Below are 14,631 nucleotides of genomic sequence, written 5' to 3' on the forward strand. Positions count from 1 at the left end.
ACTTGTTCAGCGTACACGTGTTAGCTAACCTGCGTCCTTCATTAAAATAAGGCTTACTGAGAACATGGTAGATAAACGCGATTCCTATACGAAAGAAGACCTCGAAGCATCCGGCCGTGGCGAGCTGTTCGGCGCCGGTGGCCCACCGTTGCCGGCAGGTAACATGTTGATGATGGACCGCGTGGTCAAGATGACCGAAGACGGCGGGACTCACAACAAAGGTTATGTGGAAGCGGAGCTGGATATTAATCCGGACCTATGGTTCTTCGGTTGCCACTTTATCGGCGATCCGGTCATGCCAGGCTGTCTGGGCCTGGATGCGATGTGGCAGTTGGTCGGTTTCTACCTCGGTTGGCTGGGTGGCGAAGGCAAAGGCCGCGCGCTGGGCGTTGGTGAAGTCAAGTTTACCGGCCAGGTGCTGCCAACCGCGAAAAAAGTGACCTACCGTATTAACTTCAAACGCGTCATCACCCGTAAGCTGATCATGGGCGTCGCCGATGGCGAAGTGCTGGTTGACGGTGAAGTGATCTATACCGCCACCGATCTGAAAGTGGGTCTGTTCAAGGATACCACAGCGTTCTAATCACGCAGAAAAGAGGGCGGCCATCGTCTTCTTTGCTAATGCTCTTCGCATGCATGCCATCACGCCCAGCGTGATGGCATTTCTTTCTCTTACCGTTTAAAGACTACCCACCTCCTTTAATCGCCCGCTACCGAACCGGTTTATCCCGCATGTCTCTACCGAAACGGTCAAAGCCACCGGCCGGTTGAGCGCCCCCTCCCCACAGCCAGCTATCGACACGATAGCGGTTTTTGCGTCCGGTTATTTTCTTGCCCCTTAAAATCACCTAGTATAGGCCCTCCATGTAACTACAATAAATGTACCGACAAAGGGACGATATGCAAAAAACCCGCTTTAGCGATGCACCTTGCCCCGTCGCACGTTCATTAGATCGTGTCGGAGAATGGTGGAGCATCCTGATCCTGCGTGATGCCTTTCAGGGGTTGTCCAAGTTCGACGAATTCCAACAAAGCCTGGGGATGTCACCGACTCTCCTGGCCCGACGCCTGAAGGACTTGGTGGCCCACGGCATTCTGCATAAGCAACGTTATCAAACGCGGCCGGTCCGCTATCAGTATCTGCTCACCGAACGCGGCAACGATTTTCTCCCCGTGCTGGCAGCTCTCTCAGAATGGGGCAATCGCCATTTGATCGACGGTGACATTAGCGCCTTGTTAGTCGACAGCCGCACCGATCGGCCGATCCAGGTCCAGTTGGTCAATATCGATAGCCAACAGCCGGTGCCGCCGCAGTTTATTACGCTGGCGCCAGGGCCTGCGGCAAATGAAGGCATACATCAACGCGCCGTACTGATGCGGCAACGGCGCCTCGCCGATTTATCTGAACTTACCAAGGAGTCGTCATGAGCAATCGTCGTATCGTTATTACCGGCATGGGTGCCGTTTCACCGTTAGGGTGCGGCGTGGAGACCATCTGGCAACGTTTGTTAAAAGGAGAGTCAGGCATTCGGGCTTTGCCTGACGAGATCGTTGCAGATTTACCGATCAAGGTCGGAGGTCAGGTTCCGGCGCTGGCGCAGGATGCTGAAGCGGGCTTCAACCCCGACGCTTCCGTCGCTCCCAAAGACCAAAAGAAAATGGATCGCTTTATCCTGTTTGCCATGGCGGCGGCGGATGAAGCCGTTCGTCAGGCCGGCTGGATAGCCGATACGGAGGAAAAACAAGAGCGCACCGCCACCGTCATCGCCTCGGGCATTGGCGGCTTTCCGGCGATTGCCCAGGCGGTACGCACCACCGACAACCGCGGCGCCAAGCGCCTGTCGCCGTTCACCATCCCCTCTTTCCTGGTCAATCTGGCGGCCGGCCATGTTTCCATCAAGCATCGCTTCAAAGGCCCGATTGGCGCACCGGTCACCGCCTGTGCGGCCGGCGTGCAAGCCATTGGCGACGCCGTGCGTCTGATCCGCAATGATGAGGCCGATATCGCGCTGTGCGGCGGTACCGAAGCCGCTATCGACACCGTCAGCCTGGGCGGCTTCGCCGCCGCGCGCGCTATGTCCACCGCACCGGCCGAGTTGGCAAGGCAGGCTTCTCGGCCTTTTGACAGCGCGCGAGACGGATTTGTCATGGGGGAAGGTGCCGGCATGCTGGTGATTGAAACGCTGGAACACGCGCGGGCGCGCGGCGCCACACCGCTCGCGGAAATCGTCGGTTATGGCACCAGCGCCGACGCCTACCACATGACCTCCGGTGCCGAAGACGGCAACGGTGCTTATCGGGCGATGAAAACCGCGTTGAAGCAGGCGAACGTCGCCCCAGAAGAGGTTCAGCATTTAAACGCACACGCGACGTCGACACCCGTAGGGGATTTGGGTGAAATCAATGCCATCAAACACCTGTTTGGCACGACAGGGAGCGTCGCGGTAACCTCGACAAAATCCGCCACCGGGCACCTGCTCGGCGCCGCCGGCGGGCTGGAAACCATCTTTACCGCCTTGGCTCTGCGCGACCAGATCGCCCCGGCGACGCTGAATCTGGACAATCCCGATCCGGCGGCGGCAGGTTTGCACCTGGTCGCGAAACGGGCTGAATCGATGAGCATAACCTACGCCTTATCGAACGGCTTCGGCTTTGGCGGCGTGAATGCGAGTATTCTACTGAAACGCTGGCAGGACGAATAAACGGCACAAACAAAAACCTCCGCCAAAGGGCGGAGGTTATTCCTTTTATTTGACAGGGAGCCGCTTAAGCGGTCACAGCCCTGTCTTCCATGGCTTCTCGCCAACCTCCCAGCCATTGAGACCGGGCGTCCACTGATGATTGGTAGGGACAATGTTCCCTGGAACGCCCTAAAATACCTGCCTGATACCCTCTCGAATGCGCCCTTTCCAGACGATCGCGTTTCTGTCTCTTCATGCCTCGTTTCCCTCATTTTGGTCTGGTGGAAAGAAAACAATGGCTGCTTTTTGCGCAGCCACGAGTAATCAATAGCGCTAAAAGAAGAGAAGATCAATGCGCAAAATTCACGCCAATGTCATATTTGTGAGCTACGCCCGAGGAAAAAGCTAAGTGGCTGATCTGCCGGGAAAGGGTTTAACTGTTTGAAATGAAATATAAATCCCTGCCAGCGAGAAAAAATGGATTTTCACGCCGACAGGGATTAGATGATTTTAGACCAAATTATGACTAAATGCCGCCCATCTGTGCTGCGATAGCCTGAGCTTCCTGCTGCCATCCCTGCGCCAGGGTGCGCACCAGGGCATCATAGCCGTCTTCACCCTGTTTCAATTCCAGGCTGAAAGGCCGTTTGATCAGGCGCCCCTGGCGATTCAGCACCCACTCGCCGCGAATGATCGCCTTGCCGTCAAAACGGCCGTGGAAGCCGCTGATGGTCACGTTCAGTACATCCTGATCGCTGCTCATCGGCTGCGAAGAGACCACCCAGCCCGGCAGCGCGCTGCTCAGGTTGGTGACCAGCGTTTGCTGCAGCTGCTGGTCGAGCGGGCTGGCCCACAGGTTGTTCTGGGCTATCACATACTGTACGTCGTTGGTCTGATACACCACGCCGTTCTGCGCCAGATAATCCGCCACGCTCACGTGTTCCAGCCACAGCTGGCGCGTGGAAGCGCCGCTGCTGCTGGCTGCAGCAGGCGCACCCAGCGCCGGCAACTGATAGTAAGTCTTCTGTGGCGAACTGCTGCAGGCGCTGAGTAACAGCGCCAGGGCTACCGGGATCCATTTCATCATTTCGTGGCCTTCTTCGGCTGAGGGTCAGTGCTGCCGGCGGCTTCAAACACCAGCGCGTTGCTCTTCTCATTCAGGGTGCGCAGCACCGGTTGCAGCTCACGCAATACCTGATCGAGGCGCTGCATGTCGCCCACCATCTTGTTGTAAGCCGGTGAACCAGGCTGGAGCCCTTTCATGCTGCGGTTCAGCTCCAGCAGCGTTTTCTGCATGTCCTGCGGCAGCGCCTGCATCTCTTTGCTGGCGATGATGTCGTTCAGCGACTTCATGGTCTGCTGCGTCGACTTCATGGTTTTCTGACTTTCCGCCAGCGTCTTGGTCGCTTCGTTGATCATCGGATTGATCGGCATCGAATTAATCTTATCCAACGTCTGCATCAGTTTCTGCTGGATCTGCGCCAGACCGCCGCTGGTGGTCGGCATCAGCGGATAACCGAACAGCTCGCGCGGCCCTTTCCACGGTTTTTCCTGCGGATAGAAGTCAAGATCGATGTACAGCGAACCGGTCAGCAGGTTGGCGGACTTCATCGAGGCGCGCATGCCGCGAGACTCCGCATCTTTCAGGTGCCCTTCAATATCGAAGTTGCCGCCCAGCTGTTTCTGGAAGCGATCCGGCTCGATGCGGATCAGCACCGGAATGCGGTAATCGTTATCCAGACGCTGCGCCATGCCGTCTTTATAGAACGGCACCTGCGCCACCGTACCCAGACGGATGCCGCGGAACTCGACCGGCGCGCCCGGCTGCAGGCCGCGTACCGAGTCGGAGAAGAACAGCAGGTAATCCTTATGCACGGTATACAGTGAATCCTGAGTGCTGCGCTGGTTGTCGAACAGCTGGTACTCCGCCTTCTCTTTCGCCTGTTCGCCGCGATCCCAGCCGTCCGGCACGTCAAAACTGACCCCGCCGCTGAACAGCGTGGTCAACGAGCCCATCTCCACCCGCATGCCCTGCGCCGACATGTCAAACGCCACGCCGCTGTCTTTCCAGAAACGCACGTTGGTGGTGACCAACTGATCGTAAGGCGCGGTGATGAACAGCTGATAGCGCATAGCGCGTTCTTTAGGATCGAAGTAGCTGGTTTCCACCGACCCGACGCGATAACCGCGGAACAGCACCGGATCGCCGGCGTTGAGCTGGCCTGACTTCTCGCTGTCCAGCACGATGCGCAACCCTTTGGCATCCGGGGAGGCCAGCGGCGGCGCATCGAGCAGCTGATAGTTGTCTTTGCCGTCTTTGCCTTTGTTGCCCGGCTGCAGTTCGATATAGGCGCCGGAGAGCAGCGTGCCCAGCCCGGAGACGCCTTCACGACCGATCTGCGGCTTCACCACCCAGAAAGCGGAATCCTGGCGCAGCAATTTTTCCATGCCGGAATTGAGGCGAGCCTGCACCATCACCTTGCTCAGGTCATCGCTCAACGTGACGGTTTCCACCACACCGACGTCAACGCTGCGGCTTTTGATTTTGGTTTTACCCGCTTCCAGCCCTTCCGCCGTCGAGGTCACCAGCGTCACCACCGGCCCCTGATGGCTGAAGTGGTAAAACAGGATCCAGGCGCCGATCAGTGCGGTCACGATGGGAATGATCCACACCGGCGACCAGCGTTTGATCTTCTCGACGTCCGCGACGCTATGATTATTTTCCGTCACCTTGCGGCTCCTTGTTGATTGTTTCACTTGCGCGATCCCAGGTCAGCCGGGGATCAAATGTCATGGCGGCGAACATGGTGAGGATCACCACCAGCGCGAACAGCACGGCGCCCGTCGCGGGATAAATGCTCATCAACTGCCCCATTCGCACCAGCGCCGACAACACGGCGATCACAAACACGTCGATCATTGACCAACGGCCAACGAATTCGACCACTTCATAAATCAGATGCATACGCTCGCTGTCGGCGCGCGGTTTCTTCCTGCCGTTCGCATCCCAGCACAGCCAGCCGATCGCCAACATTTTCAGCGACGGCACCATGATACTGGCGATGAAAATCACCATCGCCACCGGATAAGAGCCGTCCCCCCACAGCAGGATCACCCCCGCCATGATGGTGGAGTTCATCTTGTTGCCCAACGCCTCGGTCACCATGATCGGCATCAGGTTGGCCGGAATATACAGCATGACAGAGGTCACCAGCAGCGCCAGCGTCCACTGCAGGCTGTGACGACGTCGCACGTAGCCCTTGGTGTGGCAGCGCGGACAGCGCACCTGATCGGCCGGCAAGATCGCCGTGCAGCACGCGCAAGAGCGCACGCCCTGGCGCATGCCGGTGCGCCCCACCGTCAGCGGGCGATTAAGTCGCGGTGCCGGTTCGATATCCTGCCACAACCAGCGCCGATCCACGCACTGGAAGGCGCGCACCTGCAGCAGGCAGAACAGGCAGTAAGGCACGAAGCTGCTGCCGATGCCGATATCGCCGTAGGCCATCAGCTTGACGAAGCTGACCAGCACCCCGGCGAGGAAAATCTCCACCATGCACCAAGTCTTGAACTGGAACAGCACCCGGGCCATCCATTCTTTGAGGCCCAGTGGCAAACGCACTCTGGCGCACAGCAGGATGATCGCCACCATGCAAAACGCCGGGATCAGCTGCACGAACACCATAAACAAGGTGGCCATGCTGGCGTAGTCTTCCGCCACCATGACTTCCGGGATTTGGATCAGCCGGATTTCGTTGCCGAGGCCGGCGACGCGCATGTTGATAAACGGGAAAATGTTGGCCAGCACCAGCATGAACAAGGCGCTGAGCGCGTAACCGATCGGCCGCTTGCGCGGCTCGTCCCAGCGGGCGCTGAGCGTGGTTTTGCAGCGCGGGCATACCGCTTTGCTGCCATAGGCCAGCGGCGGCAGCGCCACCAGCATGTCGCACTGCGGACACAGCATCAGGTTATCCTGTTGCGCCGCCGAGGGTGCGGAATGACTATGCTGCTGATGATTGTTGTGGGAACACACCATATTCCTCCTAAATAACGTTGCTCACCGGCACGTCGATGCCGCCCGCAGCAGCGCGCGGGCGGCATCTCAACGGTCAGCCGTTTTTCATCGCTTCCAGCTCTTCCCAACGGGCGAAAGCCTGTTCCAGCGCTTGCTCGGCATCAGCCAGCGCCGTCAGCACTTCTTGCGTTTCGCTGTGCGGCCGCGTGAAGAAATCCGCGTCACTCATCTGCGCCTGCAGCGCTTCGATTTCCGCTTCCAGCTGTTCGAGCCGCTGCGGCAACTGTTCCAGCTCACGCAGCAGGTTGTAACTCAGCTTGGCCGCCGTTTTCTTCGGCTGTTCGGCCTTTTTCTCCGCCGCCGGTTTGCTCGCGCTCGGCGCCGCCTGACGAATCGGTTTCGCCGTCGCGCGCTGGTGATGCGCATCGTAGTAACCGCCAACGAAGGCATTGATCACGCCGTTGCCTTCGAAGATCCAGCACTCGGTCACCGAGTTGTCGACGAACTGACGATCGTGGCTGACCAGCAGTACGGTGCCCTGATAGCCGTCGATCAGCTCTTCCAGCAACTCCAGCGTTTCGACGTCGAGATCGTTGGTTGGTTCATCGAGGATCAGCAGATTGCTCGGTTTAAGAAACAGCTTAGCCAACAGCAGGCGGTTACGCTCACCGCCCGACAGCGCCTTCACCGGCGTCATCGCGCGTTTCGGGTGGAACAGGAAGTCCTGCAGATAGCCTAATACGTGGCGAGGACGGCCGTTGACCATCACTTCCTGCTTGCCTTCCGCCAGATTGTCCATCACCGTGCGTTCCGGATCGAGATCGGCGCGGTGCTGGTCGAAATAGGCCACTTCCAGCTTGGTGCCGCAGTGCACACGGCCGCTGTCGGCTTTCAGCTGACCGAGCATCAGTTTCAGCAGCGTGGTTTTGCCGCAGCCGTTCGGCCCCACCAGCGCAATCTTGTCGCCGCGCTGCACCTGGGCGGAGAAACCGCGCACCAGCACTTTTTCGCCAACCTGATAATTGACGTCTTCCAGCTCGAATACGATTTTGCCGGAGCGGGTCGCCTCTTCCACTTGCATCTTGGCGGTGCCCATCACTTCGCGGCGCTGCGAGCGCTCGACGCGCAGCGCCTTCAGCGCGCGCACGCGGCCCTCATTGCGGGTGCGGCGCGCCTTGATGCCCTGACGGATCCAGACCTCTTCCTGCGCCAGCTTGCGGTCGAACTCGGCGTTTTGCAGCTCTTCCACCCGCAGCGCTTCTTCTTTGCTCTGCAGATACAGATCGTAGTTGCCCGGCCAGGAAACCAGCTTGCCGCGATCCAGATCGACGATGCGCGTCGCCATGTTGCGGATAAACGAACGGTCGTGCGAGATGAAGACGATGCTGCCGTCGAACTCTTTCAGGAAGCCCTCGAGCCAATCGATGGTTTCAATGTCCAGGTGGTTGGTCGGTTCGTCGAGCAACAACACGCGCGGTGAGCTCACCAGCGCGCGGCCCAGCGCCGCTTTACGCAGCCAACCGCCGGACAGTGAGGAAAGCTCGGCGTCGCCGTTCAGCCCCAGCTGCAGCAGCACTTCGCTGATGCGGCTGTCGAGCTGCCACAGCCCCTGGTGATCGAGGATCTCCATGATTTGCGCCATGCGCGCCAGGTTTTTCTCGCTTGGATCGCTTTCCACCAGGTGAGAGATCGCGTGATAGGCCTTCAGGTGTTCCGCCTGCTCCGCAACGCCTTCCGCTACGAAGTCGAATACGCTGCCACCGATATTGCGCGGCGGATCCTGTTGCAGACGTGCCACGATCAGATCTTGTTCGTAGATCACCCGGCCATCGTCCAGCGGGATCTCTTTGCCGAGGATCTTCAGCAGCGTGGATTTGCCGGCGCCGTTGCGCCCGACCAGACACACGCGCTCGTTGTCTTCAATATGAATTTCGGTGTTGTCTAACAGTGGCGCATCGCTGAAAGAGAGCCAGGCGCCGGACATGCTGATTAACGACATAGTAATTATTTTCCTTCGCCGGCGTGAGTCACCAGCCAGCAGTTGTGGATCTGACGGTTACGGGCAAAATCCTGCGACAGCGTCTTGGCGGTGATCTCTTTCGCCTCCAGACCCAACGCGCTCAGCCCTGCCATATCCATTTGGAAACCGCGCTTGTTGTTCGAGAACATGATGGTTCCGTTGCGGCGCAGCAACCGTTTCAAATCTTTCATCAGCGCCAAATGATCGCGCTGCACGTCAAAGGTGTTCTCCATCCGCTTGGAGTTGGAGAACGTCGGCGGATCGATGAAAATCACGTCGAACTGTTCATTGGCGTTGCTCAGCCACGACAGGCAATCGGCCTGGATCAGCCGATGCTGGCGGCCGGTCAGGCCGTTGGCGCGCAGGTTCTTCTCCGCCCATTCCAGGTAAGTACGCGACATGTCCACCGTGGTGGTGCTGCGCGCGCCGCCCAGCCCGGCGTGCACGCTGGCGGTGCCGGTGTAGGCGAACAGGTTGAGGAAATCCTTGCCGCCGCTCATCTCACCCAGCATACGGCGCGCGATGCGGTGATCGAGGAACAGACCGGTATCGAGATAGTCGGTCAGGTTGACCCACAGTTTGGCGTTATACTCTTCCACCAGCAGGAACTCGCCCTTCTGCGCCAGCTTCTCGTACTGGTTTTTGCCCTTCTGCCGCTCGCGGGTTTTCAGGATCAGCTGATTCGACGGCAGCTCCAGCACCGCCAGCGTCGCGTTGATCACATCGAACAGACGCTGACGTGCTTTCTGCGCATCGACGGTTTTCGGCGGCGCATATTCCTGCACCACCACCTTGCTGCCGTAGCGATCCACCGCAACGTTGTATTCTGGCAGATCGGCATCGTACAGGCGGTAGCATTCAATGCCCTGCTGTTTCGCCCACTTGTCGAGCTTCTTCAAATTCTTGCGCAGACGGTTGGCGAAATCTTCCGCCACCTGCACGCCGCCGGTGGCGCTACCGGCCGGGCTTGCCGCCAGCTGATAATTTTTCTGCACGCACTCCAGCGGGCCGTTCTTCGCCTTGAACTGGCGCTCGGCGCGCAGCTGCAGGCAGCTCAACAGCTCCGGCGAGGCGCTGAACAGCGACAGTTGCCAACCGCCGAAGGCGCTTTTCATCACGCGGCCCAGCATGTTGTGCAGCGCGATAAGCGCCGGTTCGCTTTCCAGGCGTTCGCCGTACGGCGGGTTGCTGATCACCGTGCCTTGCGGGCCTTCCGGCAGCGGGTTGGTCAAGCGCGCGACGTCGCCGACGTTGAAGGTGATCAGCTCGGCGACGCCGGCGCGGCGGGCGTTGCCGCGCGCCATTTCAATCACCCGGCGATCGATATCGGAACCGAAGAAGCGAGAGGCGGTTTCCTGCAGGCCGCGGCGCGCGCGCACCTGCGCTTCGGTGGTGACTTCACGCCACAGTTCGGCGTTGTGGCCATTCCAGGCGCTGAAGCCCCAGTGTTGACGGTGCAGGCCTGGCGCGCGATCGGCAGCGATCATCGCCGCTTCGATCAACAGCGTGCCGGAGCCGCACATCGGATCAAGCATCGGCGTGCCCGGCTGCCAGCCGGAACGCAGCACGATGGCGGCCGCCAGATTTTCCTTCAGCGGCGCCTGGCCGGTGAGATCGCGGTAGCCGCGCTGATGCAGACCTTCGCCGCTCAGATCGAGCGCCACGCTGGCCATATCGCGCTGCAGGAAGACGTTAACGCGAATGTCCGGCTGCTGTTTGGCGACCGTCGGGCGTTGGTCGAGTTTGCGGGTGAAGCTGTCGACGATGGCGTCTTTCACCTTCAGCGCGCCATATTGGCTGTTACGGATCTCTTCGTTCACGCCGCTGAAATGCACGGCAAAGGTTTTATCCACGCCAAAAATGCTCGGCCAGTCGATCGCCTGCACCCCGAGGTACAGATCCAGATCGCTGTGCACGCGGAATTCGTTCAGCGGCAACAGAATGCGCGAAGCCAGGCGGCTCCACAGCAAGCTTTGGTACAGAAGACGATCGTCACCCTGAAAATGTACCCCGCCCTGCACCACTTTGCAGTCGTGAGCGCCAAGCGCTTCCAGCTCGCTTTTTAACAGTTCTTCCAATCCACGCGCCGTGCTGGCAAACAGAGAGTTCATATCGTACTTATCACCAAAAAGAAAATTGTTGCGCATTATAGCTAATCCGCACCGCTTGTCATAAAGTTGCTCCCTTCTATTTAATCATCGCACGGAGATAAGGGTGATCACGCTTTCCAAACTCTACGTCCATCCGGTTAAATCACTGCGCGGCCTGCAGCTTTCTTACGCCCAGGTCGGCAGCAGCGGTCTGGCCTTCGACCGCAACTTTATGATCACCGAGCCGGACGGCACCTTTATTACCGCGCGCCAATATCCGCAGATGGTGCTGTTCACACCGGCGCTGCTGCCGGACGGGCTGTTCCTGACCGCGCCGGACGGCGAAAGCGCCGCCATTCGCTTCAGCGACTTCGCCGCCGCGCCGCAGCCGACCGAGGTATGGGGCAACCATTTCACCGCGCTGACTGCGCCAGATGAGATCAACCGTTGGCTGAGCGGCTATTTCCAGCGCGACGTGCAGCTGCGCTGGCTGGGGCCGGAGCTGACCCGCCGGGTCAAGAAGCACCCTGAAATCCCGCTGACGTTTGCCGACGGCTACCCTTATCTGCTGATTAACCAGGCTTCGTTCAACGATCTGCAGCAGCGTTGCCCCGGCAGCATCAAGCTGGAACAGTTCCGCCCCAATCTGGTGGTGAGCGGCGCTACCGCCTGGGCTGAAGACGGCTGGCAGGTGATCCGCGTCGGCGACGTCATGTTCGATCTGGTGAAACCCTGCAGCCGCTGCGTGCTCACCACCGTCAGCACCGAGCGTGGCCGCAAGCACCCGAGCGGCGAACCGCTCAGCACGCTGCAAAAATTCCGCTCCGCCGACAACGGCGATATCGATTTCGGCCAGAATATGATCGCGCGCAACAGCGGCATCATCCGCGTGGGCGATACGGTGGAAGTGCTGTCGACCAAGCCGCCGCGCCCTTATGGCGCAGGCAAAGTGGTGGAGAGCGTGCAAGCGCCGCAAGACAGCGCGCACAGCGTCACGATCGAATATGAAGGAAAGGTGTTTACCGGCAACAACCAGCAGATTTTGCTCGAACAGCTGGAGCAGCAAGGCATCCGCGTGCCTTACTCGTGCCGCGCCGGGATTTGCGGCAGTTGCCGCATTACGTTGCTGAGCGGTGAAGTCGCGCCCCTGAAGAAAAGCGCGCTGGGCGACAACGGCACCATCCTGTGCTGCAGCTGCATCCCGAAAAGTGATTTGACCCTGGCGTAATCCGCCTTATACCGCCCTGTCGTAAGCCGGGGCGGCGCTTTCATCCTGCGCGCAGGGTTTCAGCCGATCGTGCATCACCTTGATGGCGTCGCCCAATACCATGGTACGGCCAGCGACCGTCAGCTGATTTTGCGCCAGCAGGCACAGGCTGGCGTTATCCCCGGCCTCCACCACCAGCAAGCGCGCTTCCGCGCCGCTCTCCATCACTTTCACCGCCGCCAGCTCGCCGTTTTTCGGCTGCAGCGGGTAGTGCTGCTGCGAGAAATGCCAGCTCTTCGGCATCAGCGGTTTCAGGAAGCGGTAGGCGACCAGCGCATTCAACACCAGCTCGGCGCGCTGTTCATGGCTCAGCTTGACCTGCTTGCACTGTTCTTCATAGGTGAAATAAAGGGCGGCGTCATCTACGCAAAAAGCGCATTCATCGAAGGCGTCCGGCGTTAACATTTTGGCCGGGAAACGTGAACGAAAGATCATACCATTAGCTAAATCCAGCATTAGCCGATCGTGTTCGGCATCAAAATACCAACGCCAATTATCGTCAGGTTTTATCTTCATTTCGTATCCTTCTCGCTGCCTATGCCAACGCCGCACTCACCCTAAAAGGCGATTTTATCACCGATAAAATAGCTTAAACATCGGATAATTCCGCGAACGATATTTATGCTAACGAACAAAATATAGACGAGCCGGGGGCAGAAATAAACCCCCGGAATAAAATGAGAGGAAAAATATTAGATATGGGTAACGATATCTTTAATCAAACGCGGGCCGTGATAGATAAATCCGGAATAAATTTGCAGCAGGCTCGCGCCGGCCTCCATTTTTTCGCGCGCCGCCGTCAGCGAATCGATGCCGCCTACGCCGATAATCGGCAGGCGCCCCTGCAGTTCGGTGGAGAGACGACGGATCACTTCGGTGCTGCGTGATTGCAACGGACGCCCGCTTAACCCGCCCGCTTGTTCGCAATAATTCAACCCCTGGATCAATTTTCGATCCAACGTGGTATTGGTGGCGATCACGCCATCGATATTATGCCGCACCAGGCTATCGGCAATTTGGATCAATTCTTCTTCTGAAAGATCCGGCGCGATCTTTACCGCCACCGGCACATATTTGTGATGACGCGCATGTAATTCCTGCTGCTTATTTTTAATCACAGCCAAAAGATCGTCCAGCGCTTCGCCATACTGTAAGGATCGTAACCCCGGCGTATTCGGTGAAGAGATGTTAATCGCGATATATCCGGCATACGGATAAACTTTATCCATGCAGATCAAATAATCGTCTTTGCCCTGCTCGACCGGCGTGTCTTTATTCTTGCCGATATTGATCCCAAGAATGCCGCCGAAATGGGATTTCTTAACGTTTTCAACCAGATTGTCCACGCCATGGTTATTGAACCCCATGCGGTTAATCAGGCCTTCCGCCTCAACCACGCGGAACAAGCGCGGCTTGTCATTGCCCGGTTGCGGACGCGGCGTCACGGTGCCGACCTCCACATGGCCGAAGCCCATCGCGCCGAACGCATCGATGCATTCGCCGTTTTTATCCAGACCGGCGGCCAATCCCAGCGGGTTTTTAAACGACAGCCCCATGCAGTTGACCGGTTTGGTCGGCACGGACTGACGGACAAGAAACGCTAATGGGGTGCCGGTAATACGGCTGAGCTGACGAAAGGTCACTTCGTGCGCGCGCTCCGGATCGAGCTGGAACAACGCTTTCCTGATGAGGGGGTAGTACATGGACTCTCCTGATTTCCCGGTTGCAAACCGGGGGCGTATTATCCGGTATCCCCCGCCTAATTGGAATTGATTAAAGGCAAAAAAAGCCGTTTTTACGCAATCGTTTTCCCTCTTCGCCGCCAAATCGCTGCCAATCCGCTTTTGCGCATATCCAAATCAAAAAATGAGATTTAAAAAACGCGCCCGGTTGCTGGTAGGTTTAAAACACTTCCCATTGATTTTCTAATTAAACCTAACTTTTAGTTATAAGGAGTGGCAATGCGCGTTATATCACTGGCCGGTAGCCCACGCATCCCATCACGTTCCGCCGCGCTGCTCTCGCTGAGTCAGAACTGGCTGCGGCAGCAAGGGGTGGAAGTGACGGCCTATACCCTGCACGACTTTGACGCCGAAGATCTGCTGTACGCCAACTTCAACAGTCCGGCGATCAAGGCGTTTGCCGAGCAGCTGGCGCAGGCCGACGGCCTGCTGATTTCCACGCCGGTTTATAAAGCGTCGTTCTCCGGCGCGCTGAAAACCCTGCTGGATCTGCTGCCGGAACGCGCTCTGGATCATAAGGTGGTGTTGCCGCTGGCGACCGGGGGATCTGTCGGCCACATGCTGGCGGTGGACTATGCGTTGAAACCGGTGCTGGCGGCGCTGAAAGCGCAAGAGGTGCTGCACGGCGTGTTCGCCGACGACAGCCAGATCCAGTTGACCGAAGAAAGCGCCACGCTCACCGACGCCGTGGCCGCCCGGCTGGAAGAGGCACTGGCCAGTTTCTATCTGGCGCTTGGCCGCCGCAAACCGCCTGCGCTGCGCGTCGCCTCGCCACTGGCGGCGCGTCAAACCGCCTGAAACGCCTGGAAAAGGAGAGCC

13 protein-coding genes are annotated in these 14,631 nt (G+C 58.6%); 5 read left to right on the forward strand and 8 right to left on the reverse strand.

The window, feature by feature from the left end; translation table 11 throughout:
* Positions 1 to 64 precede the first annotated feature (64 nt).
* The 3 genes from fabA (at position 65) to fabF (ending at position 2,702) form a co-directional block, all read left to right on the forward strand.
* Positions 65 to 583, forward strand: a complete 519-nt coding sequence (gene fabA, locus ACJ8KE_RS09300) for a bifunctional 3-hydroxydecanoyl-ACP dehydratase/trans-2-decenoyl-ACP isomerase (RefSeq protein ID WP_004928144.1) — start codon at positions 65 to 67, stop codon at positions 581 to 583.
* Positions 584 to 900: 317 nt separating this feature from the next.
* A complete protein-coding gene (locus ACJ8KE_RS09305; protein ID WP_442517222.1) occupies positions 901 to 1,428 on the forward strand; it encodes a winged helix-turn-helix transcriptional regulator in 528 nt (175 codons plus the stop codon).
* Positions 1,425 to 2,702, forward strand: a complete 1,278-nt coding sequence (gene fabF, locus ACJ8KE_RS09310; RefSeq protein ID WP_097102396.1) for a beta-ketoacyl-ACP synthase II — start codon at positions 1,425 to 1,427, stop codon at positions 2,700 to 2,702. Before ACJ8KE_RS09305 ends, fabF begins: the two co-directional genes overlap by 4 nt.
* A gap of 64 nt (positions 2,703 to 2,766) precedes the next feature.
* On the opposite strand, the gene rmf is transcribed toward fabF, so the two are convergent.
* The 6 genes from rmf to rlmKL form a co-directional block, all read right to left on the reverse strand.
* Positions 2,767 to 2,937 carry a ribosome modulation factor gene (gene rmf, locus ACJ8KE_RS09315; RefSeq protein WP_004928150.1) on the reverse strand — a complete coding sequence of 57 codons (171 nt, stop codon included), beginning with the start codon at positions 2,935 to 2,937 and terminating at the stop codon, positions 2,767 to 2,769.
* Positions 2,938 to 3,207: 270 nt separating this feature from the next.
* A complete protein-coding gene (pqiC, locus tag ACJ8KE_RS09320; RefSeq protein ID WP_016928294.1) occupies positions 3,208 to 3,768 on the reverse strand; it encodes a membrane integrity-associated transporter subunit PqiC in 561 nt (186 codons plus the stop codon).
* Entirely contained in the window at positions 3,765 to 5,411 is a 1,647-nt protein-coding gene (gene pqiB, locus ACJ8KE_RS09325; protein ID WP_016928295.1) for an intermembrane transport protein PqiB, read from the reverse strand. Before pqiB ends, pqiC begins: the two co-directional genes overlap by 4 nt.
* On the reverse strand, positions 5,398 to 6,711 hold the full coding sequence (gene pqiA / locus ACJ8KE_RS09330) for a membrane integrity-associated transporter subunit PqiA (RefSeq protein ID WP_369825817.1): 1,314 nt from the start codon (positions 6,709 to 6,711) through the stop codon (positions 5,398 to 5,400). Before pqiA ends, pqiB begins: the two co-directional genes overlap by 14 nt.
* Before the next feature lie 76 nt (positions 6,712 to 6,787).
* On the reverse strand, positions 6,788 to 8,692 hold the full coding sequence (locus ACJ8KE_RS09335; protein ID WP_015377351.1) for an ABC transporter ATP-binding protein: 1,905 nt from the start codon (positions 8,690 to 8,692) through the stop codon (positions 6,788 to 6,790).
* Positions 8,693 to 8,697: 5 nt separating this feature from the next.
* Entirely contained in the window at positions 8,698 to 10,824 is a 2,127-nt protein-coding gene (rlmKL, locus tag ACJ8KE_RS09340) for a bifunctional 23S rRNA (guanine(2069)-N(7))-methyltransferase RlmK/23S rRNA (guanine(2445)-N(2))-methyltransferase RlmL (RefSeq protein WP_028127997.1), read from the reverse strand.
* Positions 10,825 to 10,927: 103 nt separating this feature from the next.
* Here rlmKL and ACJ8KE_RS09345 point away from each other — a divergent pair, with 103 nt between their 5' ends.
* Positions 10,928 to 12,031 carry a YcbX family protein gene (locus tag ACJ8KE_RS09345; RefSeq protein ID WP_016928298.1) on the forward strand — a complete coding sequence of 368 codons (1,104 nt, stop codon included), beginning with the start codon at positions 10,928 to 10,930 and terminating at the stop codon, positions 12,029 to 12,031.
* 6 nt (positions 12,032 to 12,037) lie between these two features.
* Here the strand turns inward: ACJ8KE_RS09345 and ACJ8KE_RS09350 are convergent, their stop codons facing one another.
* A complete protein-coding gene (locus ACJ8KE_RS09350; protein ID WP_004928171.1) occupies positions 12,038 to 12,586 on the reverse strand; it encodes a cell division protein ZapC in 549 nt (182 codons plus the stop codon).
* 176 nt (positions 12,587 to 12,762) lie between these two features.
* Positions 12,763 to 13,773 carry a quinone-dependent dihydroorotate dehydrogenase gene (gene pyrD, locus ACJ8KE_RS09355; protein ID WP_442517223.1) on the reverse strand — a complete coding sequence of 337 codons (1,011 nt, stop codon included), beginning with the start codon at positions 13,771 to 13,773 and terminating at the stop codon, positions 12,763 to 12,765.
* Between the two features lie 258 nt (positions 13,774 to 14,031).
* On the opposite strand from pyrD, the gene ssuE reads away from it, so the two are divergent.
* Positions 14,032 to 14,610: an NADPH-dependent FMN reductase gene (gene ssuE / locus ACJ8KE_RS09360; protein WP_016928300.1), complete on the forward strand. Its 579-nt coding sequence runs from the start codon at positions 14,032 to 14,034 to the stop codon at positions 14,608 to 14,610.
* Positions 14,611 to 14,631 lie beyond the last annotated feature (21 nt).

This window comes from Serratia sp. CY56464 (assembly GCF_052168435.1).
Classification (GTDB): domain Bacteria; phylum Pseudomonadota; class Gammaproteobacteria; order Enterobacterales; family Enterobacteriaceae; genus Serratia; species Serratia marcescens.